The sequence below is a fragment of the Parasphingomonas puruogangriensis genome (assembly GCF_036663635.1).
Lineage (GTDB): Bacteria > Pseudomonadota > Alphaproteobacteria > Sphingomonadales > Sphingomonadaceae > Sphingomonas.
In genome coordinates this window covers 248,075-268,811 of record NZ_JAXOJI010000007.1, presented here as the reverse complement: position 1 = coordinate 268,811, position 20,737 = coordinate 248,075, and the positions used below count along the sequence as shown (strand labels likewise).

The following is a 20,737-nucleotide window of genomic DNA, read 5'->3' as shown; positions in this document are numbered from 1 at the left end:
TCACCGGACGACAGCGACGGCATGACTAAAGGAGTGGGCAACTGCCCGTTTTCAGCAGGTTAGGATGAAAACGTGGTGCCCCTATACGCTTGATAGCGACGGATGCGGCAATCGCCAAGCGGATTGTGTGGAATTGTCAGCGGATCACGTGGCGATCAGCGCGCGCGGGTGGCCGGCGAGATCGTGCGCGACGGCCACCGTGAAGCCTTGGGCTTCGAGCAAGGTGGTGACGGGCACGGCCTGGGTCGAGCCGATCTCAAGGATTGCCGCGCCGCCGCGGGTGAGGCGCGGGCGCAGTTGCGGGATCAGCGCGCGATACTCGTCGAGCCCGTCGGGGCCGGCATAAAGCGCGGCGGCCGGCTCGTGCTCGGCGACGTCGCGCGGGAGCGGTTCGGTGGTGCCGATATAGGGCGGGTTGGCGAGGATCAGATCGAACTGGGTGGCCAGGCCGGCGGCCCAATCGCCCGGCTGAAAACGCACGCGGTCGGCCAGGCCAAGGGCAATGGCGTTGCGCCTAGCATAAGAAAGCGCCGGTTCGGAAGCGTCGATACCGAGGCCGTGCGCGGCGGGCCATTCGGCCAGCGCAGCGAGCAGCAACGTGCCAGGCCCGGTGCCGAGATCGAGGATCGTGGCGGGCGGGCGGTGTTTGAAATGGGCGACCGCGGCCTCGATCAGCGTCTCGCTATCGGGGCGGGGAATGAGCACGCCGGGCCCGACCTGCAGCTCGATCGTCCAGAACGCGCGAGTGCCGGTGATATAGGCGATCGGCTCGTGGGCGAGGCGCCTGGCGACAAGGTCGGCGAAGGCGGGCGGGGTTGGGCCGTCGAGCTGGCCTAGCAGGAGCTGCTCGCGGGTCCGGCCGAGCGCATGGGCCATGAGGAGTTCGGCGTCGAGGCGCGGGGTCTCGCTGGTGGCGGCGAGCGCGGTGGTGGCCTCATTGAGTGCCGCTCTTACTCCCCTCCCGCTGGCGGGAGGGGTTGGGGGAGGGCGTGTCACGAGAGTGCAGCCCGCAAGGACAGGCCCTCCCCTAGCCCCTCCCGCCAGCGGGAGGGGGACAGAAGGACATCACTCATTCAACGTCGCCAACCGCTCCGCCTCATCCTCAGCAATCAGCGCACCGATCAGCTCGTCCATGTCGCCCTCGAGGATTTCGGGCAGGCGGTGCAGCGTCAGGTTGATGCGGTGATCGGTCACCCGCCCCTGCGGGAAATTATAGGTGCGGATGCGCTCCGAACGATCGCCCGACCCGACCATCGATTTGCGCGCGCCGGCCCGCTCGTTGTGCAGCCGCTCGCGCTCCGCTTCGTAGAGCCGCGTGCGCAACACCTTCAGCGCCTTGGCCTTGTTCTTGTGCTGCGACTTTTCGTCCTGCTGGATCACCACCAGGCCGGAGGGGATATGCGTGATGCGAACCGCACTATCCGTCGTATTGACCGATTGGCCGCCGGGGCCGGACGAGCGGTACACGTCGATGCGCAGATCCTTGTCGTCGATCTTGACGTCGACCTCCTCCGCTTCGGGCAGCACCGCGACGGTGGCGGCGGAGGTGTGGATGCGGCCCTGCGCCTCGGTCGCGGGAACGCGCTGCACACGGTGCACGCCGGCCTCGAACTTGAGGCGGGCGAACACGCCCGATCCGGTCACGCTGGCAACGATATCCTTATAGCCGCCGGCTTCCGACGCGCTGGCCGAGATCAGTTCGACGCGCCAGCCGCGGCGCTCGGCATAACGCTGGTACATGCGGAACAGATCGCCGGCGAAGAGCGCCGCCTCGTCGCCACCGGTGCCGGGGCGGATCTCGAGCATCGCGGCGCGTTCGTCGGCCGCGTCGCGTGGCAGCAGCGCCAGTGCCAGTGCACGATCCGCGGCGGTCAGCGCAGCCTCGTTGTCGTGCAATTCCTCGCTCGCCATGGCGCGCAGCTCGTCATCGGCATCGTGGGTCATATGCTGCAGCGACACGCCCTCGGCACGCAACCGCCGCACCTCGCCCGCGGCACGCGCCACCGGCTCGAGCTCGGCATATTCCTTGGACACGGCGACGAAGCGCTCGGACGCCAGCTCGCCGGTCGCCATCAGCGCCTGCAACTCATCGCGCCGCGCCTCGATCTGCGCGATCCGCTCGGGGGAGATGGTGGTCATGAGGTACGCACGCTCACCCGTAGCGCTTCCCCGGCGAAGGCCGGGGCCCAGTCGCGAAGGTCGAAGTAACAACGTGCAGCCATAAGCCAATCAGCGTCCCGCGACTGGGCCCCGGCCTTCGCCGGGGAAGCGCAATGGTGGGGTACGATCATAAAGGCGGCGTCCAGTCGCCCGAGAACAGAACGCTTTCTATCCGGCTGACACCGCCGTCCATCACCCGCACGTGGATGTCGCAGCTGCCATCGGGCTCGCCGGTGAGTTGGACGAGCTCGCGGCAGCCCATCTTCACTGCTTTATCATAGCGTTTGCGCGGCGATCCGGTGGTGATGCTTTCGCAGCTGAAGTCGGCCGTGCGAAGCGCGCGGAGTGCGGCAATGACGTGCGGCCCGGCCAGATCGTTCTCGGCGACGATAGCGACATCGAGTTGCTCCACCGCCGGCTCGTCAATCAACATCGCCAGGCGCTCGACGCCTGCTGCCCAGCCCACGCCCGGCGTTTCCGGGCCGCTGAGCGATCCGATCAGCCCGTCATAACGTCCGCCCGCCAGAACCGTGCTCTGCGCGCCCAGCCGGTCGGTGACGAACTCGAACGCGGTGTGGCGGTAATAATCCAGCCCGCGGACCAATCGCGCGTTACGCGTCCAGGCGACACCGGCGGCGTCGAGGCCGGCGGTGACCGCGTCGAAGAAAGCGCGCGCTTCCGGCGTCAAATAGGCGTCGATATCCGGCGCGCTATCGGCGATCGGGCGGTCGCGCGGGTCTTTCGAATCGAGGATGCGCAGCGGATTCTTTTCCAGTCGCGCCACGCTGTCCTCGGACAACTCCCCCCGATGCGCCTCGAAATGCGCCACCAACGACGCGCGCCAGGCGTCGCGCGTCTCAGCATCACCCAGCGTGTTGAGCTGCAGCGTCACGCCGTCGGCGATGCCGAGTTCGTGCAGCAACTGATCCGCCAGCACGAGCAGTTCGACGTCCGCCGCCGGCTCGGCCGCGCCGATCACTTCGGCGTCGATCTGGTGGAACTGGCGGAAGCGGCCCTTTTGCGGGCGTTCGTAACGGAAGACCGGGCCGTGCGTGGCGAGCTTCAGCGGGGCGTATTGCTGCCAGCCTTCGGTGAGATAGGCGCGGGCGATGCCGGCGGTGAATTCGGGACGCAAGGTGATCGAATCGCCGCCGCGATCCTCGAACGTGTACATTTCCTTCGACACGACATCGGTGGTTTCGCCGAGCGAGCGCGCGAACACCGCGGTGCTTTCGAACACCGGGATGTCGACGCGCTGGAAGCAGTAGAGCCGCCGCACCTTCTCAAAGGCTTCGAGCACGCGGGCGAAGCGCCGCTGTTCGTCGCCGAAGATATCTTGCGTGCCGCGGATGCGTTTGGGGGTTTCGATACGGGCCATGATGCCCGCGTATCTATGCGAGGGGGCAGGCAAGCGCTAGGCCCTCGCGCAGGCAGGGCGACAACGCAGGATAAGCATATGCAACTCGGCAAGAAAATCGCCCCGCCCCGGTTCGTCGCGTTCGCCGTCAGCTTTGCCATCGGACTTGCCTTCCTGATCCCGGCCCTGGGCAAGGGTCGCGGCACGATGGCGGCGTTCGATATCGCCGCCTTGCTGTTCCTTCTGATCGTCGCGCCGCTGCTGAAGAGCCGGGCCGAGGCGATGCGCCAGCATGCCAAGGATAACGACGCCAATCGCGTGCTGCTGCTCGGGCTGACCGCGACGGTGATGGCGGTGATCCTGGTTTCGGTGGTGAGCGAGATGATGGGCGGCAAGAGCGATGCGCTGGGCATCGCGCTGATCGTCGGTACGCTGGCACTGGCCTGGCTATTTTCCAATACGGTGTACGCGCTGCATTATGCGCATCTGTTCTACACCGATGACGAGAAGGGCAAGGATACTAGCGGGATCGACGTGCCGGAGACGAACGAGCCGGATTATTGGGATTTCGTCTATTTCAGCTTCACGCTGGGAATGACGTTCCAGACGTCCGACGTCGAAATCACCTCGCGGCATATCCGGCGCACGACGATCGGGCATTGCCTGGCGGCGTTCGTGTTCAACATCGGGGTGCTGGCGTTTACGATCAACGTGCTGGGGGGATGACCCGCTGAACGTCATCCTGAACTTGTTTCAGGATCCAGGCGCGGTCGCTCCCTCAATGACACCGTCCTTTTGGCCGCTGACCGCACCTGGACCTGAAACGAGTTCAGGATGACGGGGGTATTGGCAAACCCCGTACTGGACCTTCCTGCGCCCCGCGCGTTATCCCCGCACATCTTTCCTCCCGCCGAAAGGCCTTCATGTACCGCTTTGCCCTGACCGCGAGCTTGCTCGCTACCATTGCCACCCCTGCTTTCGCCGAAAATTCCAAGCCGCAGCCGGTGCCGTTCGTCGATACGATCCCCGCTGCACGCGATCTGCCTTATCCCGGCACGATGACCATCGCGGTGGACGCGACCGATACCAAGCGCGGCATCTTCACCGTGAAGCAGACGATCCCCGTCGCGGCCGCCGGGCCGATGACTCTGCTCTACCCGAAGTGGCTGCCCGGTGCGCATAGCCCGCGGGGCGAGATCGAAAAACTTGCCGCGCTGGTGATCAGCGCGAACGGCAAGCCGGTGGCATGGACGCGCGATCCGGTGGATGTGTTCGCCTTTCATATCGACGTGCCCAAGGGCGCCAAGACGCTGACGGTGGATCTCAAATTCCTTTCGGCAACCAAGGCGGACCAGGGCCGCGTGGTGATGACGCCGGACATGCTGAGCCTGCAGTTCAATTCGATGAGCCTGTATCCGGCGGGCTATTTCACGCGCCAGATCCCGGTGAAGGCGACGGTGAAATATCCCGACGGCTGGAGCGCAGCGTCGGGCCTGCCGTCCAGGGCGGTGGGATCGACGTACAGCTATGAAGCGACCAATTACGAAGTGCTGGTCGATTCGCCGGTGCTGGCCGGGCGCTACTATAAGAAATGGGCGCTCTCGCCACGCGTGAACCTCAACGTGTTCGCCGACAGCCCGGAAGAGCTCGCCGCCACGCCCGAGCAGATCGATGCGCACAAGCGGCTGGTCAATCAGGCCGTGAAGAATTTCGGCGCGCAGCATTACGACACGTACGAATTCCTGGTGTCGATCAGCGACCAATTGGGCGGGATCGGGCTGGAGCATCATCGCTCGTCCGAAAATGGCGTGAAGCCGGGCTATTTCCTGAAATGGTCGGACGGTCCCGGCGGGCGCAACCTGCTGCCGCACGAATACACGCATAGCTGGGACGGCAAGTTCCGCCGCGGCGCCGATCTGTGGACGCCGGATTATCGCACGCCGATGCGCGGCTCGCTGCTCTGGGTGTATGAAGGCCAGACGCAATTCTGGGGCTATGTGCTGCAGGCGCGCTCGGGCATCGTGTCCAAGCAGGATACGCTCGACATGTATGCCAGCATCCTCGCCAGCCTCGACAATCGCCCGGCGCGCGATTGGCGCGCGATGGTCGATACGACCAACGATCCGGTGATGTCGGCGCGCAAGCCCAAGGGCTGGACCAGCTATCAGCGTTCGGAAGATTATTACAACGAAGGCCTGCTGGTGTGGATGGAGGTCGATTCGATCCTGCGCAAACAATCCGGCGGGACCAAGTCGATCGACGATTTCGCCAAGGCGTTCTTCGGCATCAACAATGGCGATTGGGGCCAGGTGACCTACACGTTCGACGATGTCGTCGCGACGCTGAACGCGGTGCAGCCCTATGACTGGCGCGCCATGCTGACCAAAAGGCTGACCGAGACGGGCGCGCCGGCGCCGCTCGCCGGCTTCGTCGCCAATGGCTACAAGCTCGTCTATGCGGCCGAGCCGACGCCCGCGTTCAAGAATTCGGAGACGACCAACAAGCGCGTCGACCTGACCTATTCGATCGGCATCGTGCTCGACAAGGATGGCGAGGTTACCGGGGTCGGCTGGAACAGCCCGGCCTATGCCTCGTCGCTCGACGTCGGCGCGAAGATCGTCGCGGTCAACGGCACGGCCTATAGCGACACGGTGATCAAGGCCGCGATCGTCGCGGCCAAGACGTCGAAGGAGCCGATCCAGCTGCTCGTCAAGAACGGCGAGAAGATCGGCGCCGTGGCCATCGACTATCATGGCGGCCCGCGCTATCCGCGCCTCGAGAAAATTGCCCCTGGAGAGGCCGGCCTCGACCGTCTTCTTGCAGCCAAATAGGAAGTCTCAATGCGTATCGACATGATTCCCGTCGGCAAAGGCCCGCCGGACGACCTCAACGTGATCATCGAAGTCCCGACCGGCGGCGAGCCCGTAAAGTATGAATTCGACAAGGCCAGCGGCGCCTTGTTCGTCGATCGCATCCTGCACACGCCGATGCGCTATCCGGCAAATTACGGCTTCGTGCCGCACACCTTGTCGCCCGATGGCGATCCGCTTGACGCGCTGGTGGTCGCGCGCTCGCCGTTCATTCCGGGCTGTGTCGTGCGGGCGCGGCCGATCGCCGTGCTGAACCTGGAAGACGAGGCCGGCGGCGACGAAAAGCTGGTCTGCGTGCCGGTCGATTCGACCTTTCCCTATTATTCCAACGTCAACGAGCGTGGCGACATGCCCGAAATCGTGTTCGAGCAGATCGAGCACTTCTTCACCCACTACAAGGATTTGGAAAAGAAGAAGTGGGTCCGCGTCGGCAAATGGGGCGACCGTGACGAAGCACGCAAGGTCGTGATCGAAGCGATCCAGCGCTATGAGGACGCAAAGGCCGCGGGCGACAGCGCACCGGGCGAGACCGCACAGCAGGACTGAGGCCGACCGGTGCGTGGGTTTCCACGCACCAGTCACCCCGTGCGAGCCTAGGGTCGCTTGGTCCGCTTCTTTGCCGGGGCACGCAGGCCGGCGGCCACACCCAGCGCCGCCCACTGCTGCATCGCCGCCGCATCGTCATAGACCTCGTCCGGCGCACGGCGATAGTTCATTTGGCCGGTGCGGCCCTCGCCCATCTCGTAGGTGAAGCGCGCGCATCCCGCCGCATCCCACGCGGCATCGCTCACCGCATCGGCCTTGAACCACAAAGCGCCGTCATCGGCGATCGCGAAGATCGTGCCATCGAGATAGAGCGTCGCGCCGCCCATCATCGCGCGTTTGGAGACCGTGCCGAGCGGCGCGAGCGCCTCGGCGACCCAGTCGATCAGGCCCTGATCCACCGCCATCAGCCGCGACCGGCCAGCTTGTGCAACGCCGCGCCGGAGACGCGCTGCGTGGTCCAGTCGCGCATCGGTTCGGCACCGACCTTTTGATAGAATTCGATCGCCCGCGCGTTCCAGTCGAGCACCCACCATTCGAACCGCGCGCAACCGCGATCCACGGCGATGCCGGCAAGATGGCCGAGCAGCGCGCGCCCCGCGCCAGAACCACGGGCGGCCGGCGTGACGTACAGATCATCGAGCCAGATGCCACGCACCCCGGTCCAGGTCGAAAAATTGTGATAGAACACCGCCATGCCGACGGACACGCCATCCTGTTCGGCGATGATCGCCTCGGCCGCCGGATGCGCGCCGAACAGCGCCTCATCCATGGTCGCCTCGGTCGACGTCACGCCCTCCGGCTCGCGCTCGAACTCGGCCAGTTCGCGCACGAAGCCCATGATCGTGCCGACATCGGCGGGCGTGGCGGGGCGGATCGTGATGGTCATGCGGCAGCCTCGGTCTGTGGTGCGGGGCCCGGCTTACCGCGCACCGCGACCAGGCATCCCGCGATGATGAGCAGCGCGCCGGCCACCGTCCACACGGTGACATGCTCGCCAAACACCAGATAGCCCAGAATCGCCGACCATAGGAACGCGGTATATTCGACCGGGGCAAGCACCTGCGCTTCGGCATGACGATAGGCCCAGGCGAGCAGGACCGCGGAGACCGAGCCCAATGCGGCGGCACCGAGGATGCCGGGCCATAGCGAGACGGCCGGCATGGTCGAGAACCATGGGCTCCCAAGCAGCAGCAGCCCAGCCAGCACGATGCTGGTGAACAAGGCGACTTCCAGCGGATCGGCGATCTGCGCTTGGCGGCGCAGCAGGATCAGGCTGCCGGCATACAGGATCGAGGCGAGCACGATCGCCAACGAGCCCCATACGACATCGGCCGAGGCATGCGCCTGCCATTGCCCGGCGGCGATCGCCAGCACGCCGAGGCTGGCGACGAGCGAGCCGCCGATCGCGGCGCGCCGGATCGTTTCGCCCAGCGTGGCGGCCGCCAGGAACAAGGCGATCAGCGGCGCAAGGAAGGTGAGTGCCACCCCTTGCGCCATGGGCACGCGCACCAGCCCCCAGAAGAACAGCAATACCGACGCCCCCGCCACCGCGCCGCGCGAAACGTGGAGGATCAGAGCGGGCCGGCCCGGCCACGGCCGCCGGGTGACCAGGAACAGCGGCCCGAGCAGCACGACGCCGGCGACCGAACGCCACAGCACCGCGCTGTACGCGCCATGCGCGATCGACATGCCTTTCATCACCGCGTCCATCACCGAATAACTGGCAATGCCGATCGCAGCGACCGCAAACGCGGTCGCGGGAGTGGTGGCGCGGCGGGTCAACGGATCAGGCGGATGTCGATGCCGAGTCGCCCCTCGAGCGATCCCATGCAATGTCGGCACCCGGCGCCTCGAGCATCAGCGCCATCAATGCCGCAGCATCGAAGACGACCGTCATTCCGCGCCCCAGTCGGCCCGGTTTTCGGCCAGAAACGGATCAACCGTATAATCCGCACCAAAAATCTCGCGTGCTCTACGCTGGCTGTCGCTAACGACCTGCGCGAACGTCTTGACGGTGAGGCCGCCGTCCTCATGGCGTGACAGAACCAGCGAATCGCCGTCCTTGATGCCCATCTCACGCCGCAAATTAGCTGGGATAACGATCTTTCCGCCGGCGATAACTTTGGCATGATAGGTCATATCAGGTCTCCCGAGACCTGAAATCTACTACAAGACCTATTCCGCTGCCACAGCCTCGGCGACCGCTGCCTGCGCCTCGAACGCCTCGATCTCGGCGGCCTTGTTCTCGACCAGCTTGACGATGTGTTCGAGCATATCCTCGCTGTTGACCGTATGATCGGTAACGCCGGACAGATACACCATGTGCTTGCCGTTGCCGCCGCCGGTCAGGCCGATATCGGTTTCGCGCGCTTCGCCTGGGCCGTTGACGACGCAGCCGAGGACACTCAACGACAAAGGCGTGCGGATGTGTTGCAGGCGTTCTTCGAGCGCCTGGACGGTGCGGATGACATCGAAACCCTGGCGCGCGCAAGACGGGCAGGAGACGACGCGGACGCCGCGGTTGCGGATGCCGAGCGCTTTGAGGATTTCGAAGCCGACGCGGACTTCCTCTTCCGGCTCGGCCGAGAGCGACACGCGGATCGTGTCACCGATGCCGTACCATAACAGGCTGCCCATGCCGATCGCGCTCTTCACCGTGCCGCCGACGAACCCGCCGGCCTCGGTAATGCCGAGGTGCAACGGGCAATCGACGACTTCGGCGAGCTGTTGGTAGGCGGCGACGGCGAGGAACAGGTCGCTGGCCTTCACCGCGACCTTGAATTCGTGGAAGTCGTGATCCTGCAGCAGCTTGATGTGATCGAGCGCCGACTCAACCAAAGCCTCGGGGCATGGCTCGCCATATTTCTCGAGCAGATGCTTTTCGAGGCTGCCGGCGTTGACGCCGATGCGGATCGCGCAGCCATTGGCTTTGGCGGCGTTGACCACTTCACGCACGCGATCCGACGAGCCGATATTGCCGGGATTGATACGCAGGCAGGCAGCGCCGGCATCCGCCGCTTCCAACGCGCGCTTATAATGGAAATGGATGTCGGCGACGATCGGCACGCGGGCCGCGCGCACGATCTGCTTCAACGCCGCCGTACTTTCCACATCGGGGCAAGAGACGCGGATGATGTCGACACCGGCATCCTCGCAGCGACGGATCTGATCGATCGTCGCGCGCGGGTCGCTGGTCGGCGTGTTGGTCATCGTTTGCACGGTGACCGGCGCATCGCCGCCGACGGGGACGTTGCCGACCATGATCTGGCGGCTCTGACGACGCGTGATATCGCGCCACGGACGAATGGACATGAGGCAGCCTATACCCTTACGCGAAAGGCGCGCCAAGCGATGCTTGAGTCCGCCCCTTCACGGTTCGCTTACCAACGACGATTAGGCAGATAGAATGGTGTCGTTCGCCCCCGCCAGCGTGCCACGCGCCGCCGCCCAGCGTCATTCCGGCCTGGATTGGCTGCGCATCGCCGCGTTCGCGCTGCTGATCCTCTATCATATCAGCATGGTGTTCGCGCCGTGGGATTGGGTGCTGAAATCCGCGCATACCTATCCGCAATTGATCGTGCCGATGGCGATCCTCACACCGTGGCGCCTGGCGCTGCTGTTCGCGGTGTCCGGCTATGCGTCCGCCAAGCTGTTCGATAAATCGGGCGATATCCGCGCGTTCGTCGCATCGCGCAATCTTCGACTCGGCATTCCCTTGGCGTTTGCGATGCTTGTGCTGGTGCCGCTGGAAATGTGGGTGCGGGTACGCGCGCATGGCTATCCCTTCGAGCTCGGCCATTTCTGGCTACGCGACAATTGGCACTACGGAGTTTTCTACGGCGTCGAATTTCCCAGCTGGGAGCATCTGTGGTTCGTCGTCTATCTCTGGGCCTATACGATCGTGCTCGCCGTCCTGCTGTGGGGCGTCGGCATTGCAGCGATCCGCCGATGGTTCGACTGGCTTGCCGAGGGCCAGCGGTTGATCTGGGCGCCGATCGCCGTGCTCGTCATGGCCAAGCTGGCGCTGATGTTCGTCGTGCCCGAACGCCAGGGGCTGTTCCGCGACTGGGCGGGCCATGCCGAATATCTGCCGATCTTCCTGTTCGGCTTCGCGCTCGGCGGCTCCAGCCTGTTATGGCCGGCGGTGCGGCGAACCTGGACGTTGGCGGCAGCCATCGCGGTGCTGGCCGGTGGCGTCGTGGTGGCGATCGAATTGCTCTACCAGGGGCGTGACGTGCCGCCGCACGCCGTGATGGCGCTCGACCGCGCGGCGCGGCTGGCAATGGCGTGGGGCATGATCGTGCTGCTCCTGCACATCGCCGAAACCTATTGGAATCGCGACCATCCATGGCGCGCGACGCTCGCCGAAGCGGTCTTCCCTTTCTATCTGGTGCATCATCCGGTGATCGTGCTGCTCGCCTGGTTCACGCTGCCGCTGGGGCTCGGGCCGTGGAGCGAATTCGGCCTGCTCCTGGCCGGCACGACGGGCGCGTGCCTGGTCTTCTATCTCGTCGGGCGGGAGCTGAACTGGTTGCGCCCGCTGATCGGGCTGCGCGCCCGGCCACGCGTCGTCGCCCCGGACGTGCGGCAACCGGCCTAACGCAAGGCGCTGGCCAGTGCGCGGCGATGCTCTAAAGGCGGCGCAGCATGGCACGACATTACGGTCTCGACTGGCTTCGCATCGGCGCGTTCGCGTTGCTGATCTTCTATCATATCGGCATGGTGTTCGTGCCGTGGGGTTTTCACGCGCAGACCGCCGATCCGGTCGACTGGGTCGCGATCCCGATGATGGCGATCAATCCGTGGCGGCTGGCCTTGCTGTTCGTCGTCTCGGGCTATGCCAGCCGCGCCTTGCTGCGCAAGGGCAGCGGGCTGGGCGCGTTCGCCCGATCGCGCTCGGCGCGACTGCTGGTGCCGCTGCTGTTCGGCATGATCCTCATCGTGCCGGTGCAGCCGTGGATCGAGCTGACCACGCAACATGGCTATCGGGCTAGTTTCTGGCACTTCCTGGCCTACCATTATTACGGCTTCGCGAAGCTGGGCGGCATCTACCTGCCGGCCACGCAGCATCTGTGGTTCGTCCTGTATCTGTGGCTATACACGATGATCCTCCTGCTGGCGGCGGCTTCGCTCGGCGGGCGCAGCCTCCAGCGCGGCTTTGACACGCTGTTTGGGGGGACCCGGCTGTGGATCCTGCCGATGCTGTGGCTGGTCGCCGTTTCCGCCTGGCTGTTCCCCGGCGCGCGCGAGACGCACGCCGTGTGGGGCGATTGGGTGGCGCATGCGACCTATCTGCCCGCCTTCCTGTTCGGCTTCGGCTTTGCCGGATCGCGCGCCGGCTTTGCCGCGACGGCGCGGCTATGGCGCTGGGCAGCGGTGGTTGCCGTCGGCGCCTATGCCGTGGTGGTGGGCATCGAATATGCCTGGCCGGTAAACGTCGTGCCGCCCTTCCCCTACGGCCATATCTTCTCCGCGGCGCGCGCGGTGCAGGGGTGGAGCGCGATCGTCGCGCTGATCGGGTTCGCCGACCTGCATTGGAACCACGACCATCCATGGCGCGCGACGCTGACCGAAGCGGTGTTTCCCTTCTACATCATCCATCAGACGGTGATCGTCGGCGTCGAAGGGGCGTTGCTGCCCTACGGCCTGCATCCGATGGCCGAGTTCGCCATCTTGGTGGTGTGCACGGTGGCGGCATGCTGGGCCTTCTATCTGGTCGGCCGCGAGGTGCGCTGGTTGCGACCGTTGATCGGGCTGCGCCGCCGCGGGCCGGTGCATCCGCCGGCCACGGCGACATTGGCGAGCGAAGAAGCATGATTTCCGGCGACGACTGACCGGCGGAGCGACTAGAGGCACAGGCATGATTCGCTTCCTCTCTGCGCTGGTCGCACTGTTCACGCTCGCTTTGTCCGGCCCGGCCGGGGCATATTGGGAATATGGCCACGAAACGGTGGCGAGCATCGCCTATCGCAATGTGCCGCCGGCCACGCGCGGCAAGATCGACGCGTTGCTCCGCCAGCAGAAACTGCTCGAAACGCCGACCTGCCCGGCGCGCACCATCGAACAAGCCAGCGTATGGGCAGATTGCATCAAGCAATTGGGCCCGCGCTTCAGCTATGCCTATTCGTGGCACTATCAGAACGTCGATGTATGCCGCCCGTTCGCGCTGAAGCCCGCGTGCAAGGACGGCAATTGCGTGTCGGCGCAGATCGAACGCGACGTGAAATTGCTCAAGGACTCCAAGGTGCCGGTACGCGAACGCGTCATCGCCTTGGCCTTCCTGGTCCACTTCGTCGGCGATCTGCATCAGCCGCTGCATGCTGGCGACCGGAGCGACCTCGGCGGCAACCAGGCACTGGCCGCATATGGCGATTATGCGCCGGACAAGCTCAATCTGCATTCGATCTGGGACGGCTATCTGGCGGAACGCGCCATCTCCACCCCGCCCTCCCCGGTGCGGGCTTACACGGCGGCGGAAAAGGCCGCGGTGCAGGCCGGCAGCGTGGAAGATTGGAGCCGGGAGAGCTGGCAGGTCGCGCATGACTCGGTTTACGCGGTCGCCCAGGGCGGTGATGCGTGCGCGCCGGCGGGGACGCGGGCGATGCTCGACCAAGCGACGATCGAGAAGCTCGTGCCAGTGGCCAAGCTGCAGGTTGAGCGCGGCGGGCTGCGCCTGGCGCGCTTGCTGGACGAGGCGCTGCGCTGAACGGCTAAGGCCGCCACCGCCAGCCACCGCGCGTGTGGCGCGCGGCAATCAGCATCAGGGCGAGCGTCGCTACTATGACGACCGCATAATAAGGCACGGGATGCGGCGGCTTGAGCACGAAGCTCAGGCCGATCACTAGCGCGATATAGGCGCCGAGCAGCACCCAGCCTTGCCACGCCACTGGCAACCCCGCGCCATAGCCGAACCGCTTCGCTTCGAACCACACATCGTCATCGTCAGCCATCGTCGGTCTCCGTCTTGGCCGGCCGGCCACGCTTGGCCTTGACCGGCGCATCCAGCTTGACCCCGCGTCGTCCCAGCGCCTCGCGCAACAGGCATTCGACCTGGGCATTGACGCTGCGCAGATCGGTCGCCGCGGCGCGCTCGATCGCGCCGTACAAAGCCGGATCGAGACGCAGCGCGAAGGCCTTTTTGGGGGGTACGCTCACCAATCGCGCCTATTGATACAGCGTGCCCGTGTTGACCACCGGCTGCGCATCGCGATCGCCGCACAACACCACCATCAGGTTCGAGACCATCGCCGCGCGGCGCTCGTCGTCGAGTTCCACCACATTCTTTTCGCTGAGCAGGGTCAGCGCCATCTCGACCATGCCGACCGCGCCCTCGACCAAAGTCTGGCGCGCCGCGACCACCGCCTGCGCCTGCTGCCGCCGCAGCATCGCACCGGCAATTTCCTGCGCATAGGCCAGATGCGTAAAGCCGCATTCGTCGACCGTCAGCCCGGCCGTCACCAGCCGCGCGATCAACTCCTGGCGCAGTTCCATGCCGACCTGATCGTGATTGCCGCGCAGCGTGATCTCCTGATGCTCGTAATCGTCATACGGATAGCGCGCGCCGATCGTGCGCACCGCGGCCTCGATCTGAACGATGACGAACGCCTTGTAATCGTCGATGTCGAACAGCGCCTGGGCAGTATCGGTGACGCGCCACACGACCTGCGCGGCGATCTCGATCGGATTGCCGCGCAGATCGTTGACCTTGAGCCGCTCGGAAATCATGTTGTTGGCGCGCAGCGACACTTTCTTGCGGCCGAGCCATGGCAGCAGCCAGCGCAGGCCGGTGTGGCGATCGGTGCCCTGATAGGCGCCGAACAGGGTGATCGCGGTCGCCTGGTTGGGCTGCTGCATATAGAAACCGCACGCCACGAACAGGATGACGATCGACGCACCGACGATCAGCGTGCCGCCGAGCACCGGATTGCCGTCGATCTGCGTGCCCCCGAACACGCCCAGCGCGAAAAACACTAGCAGCACGAGCAGCATTACATAACCGCTCGAGGTGTGCGCTGGCCGCTCGGCCGATCGATTGATCGCGCGGTCCCCAGTCAATGCGTCGCTCATACCGTCCCTCCGTTAAATATGATATCATATTTATATCAGAGCCTGGTGGTAAGCAAGGGCAATCCGTGCGCTCAACAGATTGAACGAGCAAGCAGCGGCCGACATGGAAAAGGCGGCGCTGCCCGAAGCAGCGCCGCCTTCACCTTCCAGCCGCTGTACGGCAGTTCCTCCCGGTGAGAGAGGAAACTGTCAGTTCAAAACGATGGTCACCGCGCGGCGGTTCTGCGCCCAGCTGGCATCGTCCGAACCCAGCGCGATCGGGCGTTCCTTGCCGTAGCTGATCGTCGAGATGCGCGCCGGATTGATGCCGCGGCCGGCGAGATAGTTTTTCGCCGCATTGGCACGGCGATCGCCGAGCGCAAGATTGTATTCGCGCGTGCCGCGTTCGTCGGCATGGCCTTCCAGGCTGATCGGCACATTGGGATAGCGCGCCAGCCACTGCGCCTGCGTATCGAGAATCGAGCGCGCCCGCGCGTCGATATCGTAGCTGTCGAGCGCGAAGTTGACCGTGTTGCTGGTCACCGAACGTTCGAAATCGCCGCGCGAGCCGGGCGCGAAGCCGTCACCCGACTGGCCCGTGCCAGAGCCCGAGCCGATTTCGCCGCCGGGGGCCGGCGGCAGCACTTCGGGACGCTTCTTCGAACAGGCGGCGGTCGCAAGCAAGGCGGTGCCGAGCAGGATCGTGGTCGTCAGTCGGGCCATGGGGTGTCTCCTTCAGGTCGTGGGTGCGGTGCTCGAGCGAAAAGCGCCACCCGGCGCACCGCGGTAGATTAGGTGTCAGGGGCGTAACGGTCCCCAGCCGGGATCGGATCCATCGAGCGGCGTCGCGATGCGGCGTTCGTTGACCCCGGTGAGATCGACCGACCAGAGATCGGCCTTGCCGCCGCCGCCGCGGCCCTGGCGATAGAAGGTCAGCACGCGGCCGTTGGGCGACCAGCTCGGGCCCTCGTCCTGCCAGTCGTCGGTAAGCAATTTCTCGTTGCCGCCGCTGGTGTTCATGATGCCGATGCGGAAATTGCCCGCCAGGCGGGTATAGGCGATCAGATCGCCCCGCGGGCTCCACACCGGCGTGGCATAGCGCCCACCACCGAAGGAGATGCGCTGCTGGTTCGAGCCATCGGCGTTCATCGTGTAGAGCTGCTGCCCGCCGGAGCGATCGCTTTCGAACACGATGCGGCGGCCGTCGGGCGAATAGCTGCCGCCGGTGTCGATGCCCGGCGATTCGGTCAGCCGCTGCGGCGACCCGCCCGCCATCGATACGCGGTAGAGATCGGTATTGCCGGCCACCGCCATCGAGAACAGCACCCATTTGCCATCCGGCGAAACGCGCGGCGCGAAGGTGAGGTTGGGATTGTTGACCAGCAGCCGCTGCTTGCCGCTGCCGATGTCGTAGACATAGATCGCCGGCTTATCGCCGACATAGCTCATATAGACGATGGTCTGCTGGTTCGGCGCGAAGCGCGGGGTCAGCACGATCGACTGGCCGTTGGTCAGGAAACGATGGCTGGCACCATCCTGGTCCATGATCGCCAGCCGCTTGATACGCTTGCCCTTAGGGCCGGTCTCCGAGACATAGACCACCCGGCTGTCGAAATAGGGGCCTTCCCCGGTCAGCTTGGCATAGACCATGTCGGCGCATTTATGGCCCGCCCGGCGCCAATCGGCTGGCGGCACGACGAAGCCCTGCCGGGCGAGTTCACCGCGCGAGGCGACGTCGTAGAGATAGCAACCGACGGTCAGCGTGCCGTCGCCATTGGCGCGGACGAAGCCCTGTACCAGCGCCGAGACCTGTGCGCCGTTCCAATGCTCGAAGGCCGGGGCGGTGACTTCGCCGAACGCCACGTCCTTCAGCGCGCCGCCGCCGACCGGCTTGAACAGGCCGGAATTCTTGAGATCGTTGGTGACGATCTGCGCAAGCTGCCGGCCGAGCTCGTCGGTACGGCCGGCGGCGGTGCTGGCGACCGCAGACGTCGGCATTGGCGGGATAGCGATGCCCAACGGCGCAGCGATACCGCCTTCGACATCGACGACCAGTTCGTCGGCCGGCGCCGGGGTGGCAGCCGCCGGGGCCGCAGGCGGCGTGTCCTGCGCATACAATGCGGTACTGCCGAGCAGCGCCGCCAAGCCAAGCAATTTGTGGGTCAGCATCATGATCGAATCCTCAATCCGGCAGCTTGAAACGCAGGCTGAACGTCTTCCAGCCACGCGGCACGTCATACAATTCTAGCGGCAGCCCACGCAAAGGCGCGCAGCCGACAAAGGCCGCGATCGCGCTGCGCTGCACCGCATCGACATAACGACGATTCTCTTCGTCGACCCCACTCGGCGCGCCGGGGATGGTCGGGCGCCCGTTCAGCGACCCGTCCTTGTTGAGCTGCAGCCGGATCGTCACGACGATGCGCGACACGCCGGGGCCGGACACCTTCTGTTGCGCCGCGCACGGCTGAACCTGGCGCTTGATCGCCGAGCCGATATCGGCGGCCGCGGTCGCACTCATCGTCGCGCCGGGCGGGTTCGGCGCCTTGGACGGCGACGGCGCGGCCGAAACGCCCTTCAGCGTCGAATCGGACAGGGTGAACCCGCCGGGCTTACGCTTCGGCGCGCCGGGCTTGGTGCCGGTAGAAGGTTTGGCGCTGGCCACCTTGGCCGGCGCGGCAGCGGGCTTGCTCGGCGCTTTGGCCGGCGCTGCAGCGACCTTGGCCGGGGCGGGCTTGGCCTTGGGCGGGGTTTTGGCGGGCGCAGCGACCGGTTTCTGCGGCGGCTTGGGCGGCGCCTTGGGAACGGGTTTGGGCGCCGGCGCGGGGGCGGGCTGCTTGACCGGCGGCGCGGGCGCCGGCGCCGGTTCGGGCTCGGCCTCGGCTGGCGCGGGCGGCGCGGCGTCTTCGGGCGGCGCGATTTCGGGCGCCGTGGATTGGGCCGGCGGCTCGGGCGCAGGCGGCGCGGTCTGCTCCAACGCGACATTGTCGACCAGCGAGATATCGACCGGGATCGACTTGGGCTGGTCGGGCTCCGGGCCCGACAGAAAGCCGGCCGACAGCAAGCCGAACAGCACGGCATGGCCGGCCAGCGCGGCACCGAGCCCGATCTTTTCGGTCCGTTCCATCCGCGTCAGCTCGCGATCCAGGCGATGGCCGCGCTCACTTGCGCTCGTCGCCCACCGTGACCAGCGAAACGCGGTTGAGCCCCGCCAGGTTGAGTTCGCCCATCACCCGCATCACGCGGCCATAATCGAGCTTGCGATCGGCGCGCAGGAACACCTGCGGCGGCTTGCCCGCTTCGGCCTTGGACGCGATCTGCTGCAACACGTCGGGCAGGATCGCGTCGGTCACTTCCTGGTCCTCGACATACATCTTGCCGGCTTCGTCGAGCGAGATCTGCACTGGCGCCTGATCCTGATCGAGCGCCTTGGCGCGGCTGTCGGGCAGGTTGACCGGCACGCCGGCGGTGAGCAACGGCGCGGTGACCATGAAGATGATCAGCAGCACGAGCATCACGTCGACCAACGGCGTGACGTTGATGTCCGCCATCGGCGCGCGCCGCCCACGGCCCCGCTGGGAGGGAAGGTTCATGGACATCTACTCCTCCCCGGCACGGGGAGGTGTCACGCGAAGCGTGACGGAGGGGGTGGGCCGGCAGCGCGCCCGTTCGTGGAGAGCCCCCTCCACCACCCGCTTGAAGAAAGCAGGCGGTCCCCCTCCTCGTTCCGGGGAGGAATGAAGAGCCCCACTCATCGCCGTGTCTCACTCTCGAGCTGGCGGCTAAGCGTGGCATGAAAGCCATCGGCGAAGCGGTTCAGCCGCGCTTCGATGCGGTTGATGCCGTGGCTGAAGCGGTTGTAGGCGATCACCGCCGGGATGGCCGCAAACAGGCCGATCGCGGTGGCGAACAACGCTTCGGCAATGCCGGGTGCGACCACCGACAGCGAAGTGTTCTGTGCCGAGGCGATCGCTGTGAAGCTGCGCATGATACCCCATACCGTGCCGAACAGCCCGACGAACGGCGCAACAGAGCCAACCGTTGCCAGGATGTTGAGCCGATCGGACAATTTGTCGATCTCGCCCGCCACTGCCGCGCCCATCGAGGTCGCCAGCCGTTCGCGCGTACCGTCGCGATCGACCGTGCCGCTGGCGGTCGAGCGGCGCCATTCGGTCACGCCGGCGGAGAAGACGCGCGCGATCGGCAAATCGTTCTCGCCCTCGATGCGGTAGAAAGCGTCGATATCCTCGGCCTTCCAGAAATCGCGCTCGAACCGCTCGACCTTCTTACGCGTCCGGCCCAGCTTGGTGGCGAAGCCGATGATGATCGCCCAGGTCCAGATGCTGGCTAAAAGCAGCCCGATCATGACGAACTTGACCACCCAATCGGCCTGTAGAAACAGCGCGATCGGCGACATGGTCGCGGCGTCGGTATTCAGAATGACGTCCATTACTTGCTCGTTCCCGGTACCAGGAGGCGTTCGAACGCCTCGATCCATTCGCGCGGTTGGCGGCGCGGGCGGCCCGATGCCGCTACCAAGGCCGCCGTGACGTCAGCATCGCTCACTATCTCATCACCGCGCATGACCCGCTGATGAATATCGACGGAAGCGGCGCGGATCGCGGTCAATTCGGTGACGACGACCAGGGCGTCGTCGAGTTTGGCGGGGCGGCGATACTTGATCGCGATCTCGCTCACCGCATAAGCCCCCTCGCCCGCATCGTGAAACCCGCGCTGATCGATGCCCGCCAGCCGCAGCATGTCGGATCGCGCGCGCTCCATGTAGCGCAGGTAATTGGCGTGATAGACCACGCCCGAGAGATCGGTATCCTCGAAATACACGCGTACCGGAAAACGGTGCTGCGTGCCCTCGAAGCGGCCTCCGACGGGCAAATCGTGTGACGATGCCATCACCGCGTCCTAGCGAAGCCCGGCCCGGTAAGGAACCCCGTTAACCACCGGGTTGCCCCGATGGCGGCGATCAGGGCATGCGCAGCACGGCCGGATCAACCTCGATCCACGGCGTGCGCGGGGCCTGCGTCATCGCCGTATTGGCGGCCAGCGCATAGCTGACCTGCGGACGTTGCTGGCGCCACGCGTCATAGGCGCGATAGACGTCGGTGACGCTGCGATCGAGCTCGGGCAACTGCGCGGCGGCGAAGGCGGGGAAGGCCTCTGGCGTCACGCCCTGCGCTTCGGTCAGCAGTCGGTTGGCGGTCTCGCACAAGGCGGCGCGCGCCGGGGCCAGTGCATAATAATTGTACAGCCGCGTCATCGCATCGTCATAGGCGTCGCGCCACGTCGCGCCGCCGGTGGCGCGGAACTCGCTCGCCAGCATGGCCTCGGCGCGCGCCAGCACCGGCTTCTGCGCCGTCAGCATGGCATTATACCCGGCGACGATGGTATTTTCCTGCGCACCGCGACAGCCGAGCGCGGCGAAGTTCAGCCCGGCGCGAAAATGCCACACGCTCGCCGCCGCCGAGATGCCTTGATTCGGCGTAGCGTAACTCCCGTCGGCGAGCAGCGCTGGAACGGGCATGCCAGGATAGGTGCCTGCCGGCATCGCCACCACCACCGGCGGCGGTGCGATCGGCACGACGACAGCGACAGGTTTGGGCTGCGAGGCGCAGGCGGTGAGCGCGGTGGTAAGCGTCAGGATAAGGGCACAGGACAGGCGCGTCATCGAACTCTCCGTCGCCCCCCGGCGCAGCTGTCATGGCGCAAAGACGGTTAAGAAGGCGTTATCGAGATGTGGCGTGCT

At 65.7% G+C, this 20,737-nt stretch carries 24 protein-coding genes; 6 read left to right on the top strand and 18 right to left on the bottom strand.

Translation table 11 applies throughout. The features are described 5' to 3' along the window. Nucleotides 1-144: 144 nt before the first annotated feature. The 3 genes from prmC to hisS form a co-directional block, all read right to left on the bottom strand. A complete protein-coding gene (gene prmC / locus U1739_RS17060) occupies nucleotides 145-996 on the bottom strand; it encodes a peptide chain release factor N(5)-glutamine methyltransferase (RefSeq protein WP_332709774.1) in 852 nt (283 codons plus the stop codon). A gap of 69 nt (nucleotides 997-1,065) precedes the next feature. Next, nucleotides 1,066-2,139, bottom strand: a complete 1,074-nt coding sequence (gene prfA, locus U1739_RS17055) for a peptide chain release factor 1 (protein ID WP_332709773.1) — start codon at nucleotides 2,137-2,139, stop codon at nucleotides 1,066-1,068. A gap of 148 nt (nucleotides 2,140-2,287) precedes the next feature. Further along, on the bottom strand, nucleotides 2,288-3,538 hold the full coding sequence (hisS, locus tag U1739_RS17050; RefSeq protein ID WP_332709772.1) for a histidine--tRNA ligase: 1,251 nt from the start codon (nucleotides 3,536-3,538) through the stop codon (nucleotides 2,288-2,290). A 78-nt stretch (nucleotides 3,539-3,616) separates the two neighbouring features. On the opposite strand from hisS, the gene U1739_RS17045 reads away from it, so the two are divergent. The 3 genes from U1739_RS17045 (at nucleotide 3,617) to ppa (ending at nucleotide 6,933) form a co-directional block, all read left to right on the top strand. Beyond that, nucleotides 3,617-4,243 carry a DUF1345 domain-containing protein gene (locus U1739_RS17045; RefSeq protein WP_332709771.1) on the top strand — a complete coding sequence of 209 codons (627 nt, stop codon included), beginning with the start codon at nucleotides 3,617-3,619 and terminating at the stop codon, nucleotides 4,241-4,243. Nucleotides 4,244-4,440: 197 nt separating this feature from the next. Further along, entirely contained in the window at nucleotides 4,441-6,348 is a 1,908-nt protein-coding gene (locus tag U1739_RS17040; RefSeq protein ID WP_332709770.1) for a M61 family metallopeptidase, read from the top strand. A gap of 9 nt (nucleotides 6,349-6,357) precedes the next feature. Further along, complete coding sequence (gene ppa, locus U1739_RS17035) at nucleotides 6,358-6,933, top strand: inorganic diphosphatase (RefSeq protein ID WP_332709769.1); 576 nt, start codon at nucleotides 6,358-6,360, stop codon at nucleotides 6,931-6,933. Between the two features lie 47 nt (nucleotides 6,934-6,980). Here ppa and U1739_RS17030 read toward each other — a convergent pair whose 3' ends face one another. From U1739_RS17030 to ispG, 5 genes are all read right to left on the bottom strand, one after another. Then, complete coding sequence (locus U1739_RS17030; RefSeq protein WP_332709768.1) at nucleotides 6,981-7,337, bottom strand: TfoX/Sxy family protein; 357 nt, start codon at nucleotides 7,335-7,337, stop codon at nucleotides 6,981-6,983. Next, nucleotides 7,337-7,819, bottom strand: a complete 483-nt coding sequence (locus U1739_RS17025; protein WP_332709767.1) for a GNAT family N-acetyltransferase — start codon at nucleotides 7,817-7,819, stop codon at nucleotides 7,337-7,339. Before U1739_RS17025 ends, U1739_RS17030 begins: the two co-directional genes overlap by 1 nt. Then, nucleotides 7,816-8,715 carry a DMT family transporter gene (locus U1739_RS17020; protein WP_332709766.1) on the bottom strand — a complete coding sequence of 300 codons (900 nt, stop codon included), beginning with the start codon at nucleotides 8,713-8,715 and terminating at the stop codon, nucleotides 7,816-7,818. The genes U1739_RS17025 and U1739_RS17020 overlap by 4 nt, the downstream gene beginning before the upstream one ends. 111 nt (nucleotides 8,716-8,826) lie before the next feature. Continuing rightward, nucleotides 8,827-9,072, bottom strand: a complete 246-nt coding sequence (locus U1739_RS17015; RefSeq protein ID WP_332709765.1) for an AbrB/MazE/SpoVT family DNA-binding domain-containing protein — start codon at nucleotides 9,070-9,072, stop codon at nucleotides 8,827-8,829. A gap of 36 nt (nucleotides 9,073-9,108) precedes the next feature. After that, nucleotides 9,109-10,245, bottom strand: coding sequence for a flavodoxin-dependent (E)-4-hydroxy-3-methylbut-2-enyl-diphosphate synthase (gene ispG / locus U1739_RS17010; protein ID WP_332709764.1), 1,137 nt, complete (start codon nucleotides 10,243-10,245; stop codon nucleotides 9,109-9,111). 94 nt (nucleotides 10,246-10,339) lie between these two features. Here ispG and U1739_RS17005 point away from each other — a divergent pair, with 94 nt between their 5' ends. The 3 genes from U1739_RS17005 to U1739_RS16995 are packed head-to-tail and all read left to right on the top strand — an operon-like array spanning nucleotide 10,340 to nucleotide 13,639. Then, a complete protein-coding gene (locus U1739_RS17005) occupies nucleotides 10,340-11,533 on the top strand; it encodes an acyltransferase family protein (RefSeq protein WP_332709763.1) in 1,194 nt (397 codons plus the stop codon). A 47-nt stretch (nucleotides 11,534-11,580) separates the two neighbouring features. Then, a complete protein-coding gene (locus U1739_RS17000; RefSeq protein WP_332709762.1) occupies nucleotides 11,581-12,750 on the top strand; it encodes an acyltransferase family protein in 1,170 nt (389 codons plus the stop codon). A gap of 43 nt (nucleotides 12,751-12,793) precedes the next feature. Beyond that, a complete protein-coding gene (locus U1739_RS16995; protein WP_332709761.1) occupies nucleotides 12,794-13,639 on the top strand; it encodes a S1/P1 nuclease in 846 nt (281 codons plus the stop codon). Between the two features lie 4 nt (nucleotides 13,640-13,643). Here the strand turns inward: U1739_RS16995 and U1739_RS16990 are convergent, their stop codons facing one another. From U1739_RS16990 to U1739_RS16945, 10 genes are all read right to left on the bottom strand, one after another. Further along, nucleotides 13,644-13,883 (bottom strand): hypothetical protein, encoded by a 240-nt coding sequence (locus U1739_RS16990; RefSeq protein ID WP_332709760.1) that lies wholly within the window; start codon nucleotides 13,881-13,883, stop codon nucleotides 13,644-13,646. Beyond that, nucleotides 13,876-14,088 (bottom strand): type II toxin-antitoxin system antitoxin, encoded by a 213-nt coding sequence (locus U1739_RS16985; protein ID WP_332709759.1) that lies wholly within the window; start codon nucleotides 14,086-14,088, stop codon nucleotides 13,876-13,878. Before U1739_RS16985 ends, U1739_RS16990 begins: the two co-directional genes overlap by 8 nt. Before the next feature lie 9 nt (nucleotides 14,089-14,097). Beyond that, nucleotides 14,098-15,000, bottom strand: a complete 903-nt coding sequence (locus tag U1739_RS16980; RefSeq protein WP_332709758.1) for an SPFH domain-containing protein — start codon at nucleotides 14,998-15,000, stop codon at nucleotides 14,098-14,100. A 189-nt stretch (nucleotides 15,001-15,189) separates the two neighbouring features. Beyond that, entirely contained in the window at nucleotides 15,190-15,702 is a 513-nt protein-coding gene (pal, locus tag U1739_RS16975; protein ID WP_332709757.1) for a peptidoglycan-associated lipoprotein Pal, read from the bottom strand. Between the two features lie 75 nt (nucleotides 15,703-15,777). Then, the gene (gene tolB, locus U1739_RS16970) at nucleotides 15,778-17,151 is read right to left on the bottom strand and encodes a Tol-Pal system beta propeller repeat protein TolB (RefSeq protein WP_332709756.1); all 1,374 of its coding nucleotides are present in this window, start codon (nucleotides 17,149-17,151) and stop codon (nucleotides 15,778-15,780) included. A 10-nt stretch (nucleotides 17,152-17,161) separates the two neighbouring features. After that, nucleotides 17,162-18,103 carry a cell envelope integrity protein TolA gene (gene tolA, locus U1739_RS16965; protein ID WP_332709755.1) on the bottom strand — a complete coding sequence of 314 codons (942 nt, stop codon included), beginning with the start codon at nucleotides 18,101-18,103 and terminating at the stop codon, nucleotides 17,162-17,164. A gap of 34 nt (nucleotides 18,104-18,137) precedes the next feature. Next, the gene (gene tolR / locus U1739_RS16960; RefSeq protein WP_332709754.1) at nucleotides 18,138-18,575 is read right to left on the bottom strand and encodes a protein TolR; all 438 of its coding nucleotides are present in this window, start codon (nucleotides 18,573-18,575) and stop codon (nucleotides 18,138-18,140) included. Nucleotides 18,576-18,727: 152 nt separating this feature from the next. Next, on the bottom strand, nucleotides 18,728-19,426 hold the full coding sequence (tolQ, locus tag U1739_RS16955) for a protein TolQ (protein ID WP_332709753.1): 699 nt from the start codon (nucleotides 19,424-19,426) through the stop codon (nucleotides 18,728-18,730). Next, nucleotides 19,426-19,887 carry a tol-pal system-associated acyl-CoA thioesterase gene (ybgC, locus tag U1739_RS16950; RefSeq protein WP_332709752.1) on the bottom strand — a complete coding sequence of 154 codons (462 nt, stop codon included), beginning with the start codon at nucleotides 19,885-19,887 and terminating at the stop codon, nucleotides 19,426-19,428. Before ybgC ends, tolQ begins: the two co-directional genes overlap by 1 nt. 70 nt (nucleotides 19,888-19,957) lie before the next feature. After that, the gene (locus U1739_RS16945) at nucleotides 19,958-20,659 is read right to left on the bottom strand and encodes a hypothetical protein (protein ID WP_332709751.1); all 702 of its coding nucleotides are present in this window, start codon (nucleotides 20,657-20,659) and stop codon (nucleotides 19,958-19,960) included. Nucleotides 20,660-20,737 lie beyond the last annotated feature (78 nt).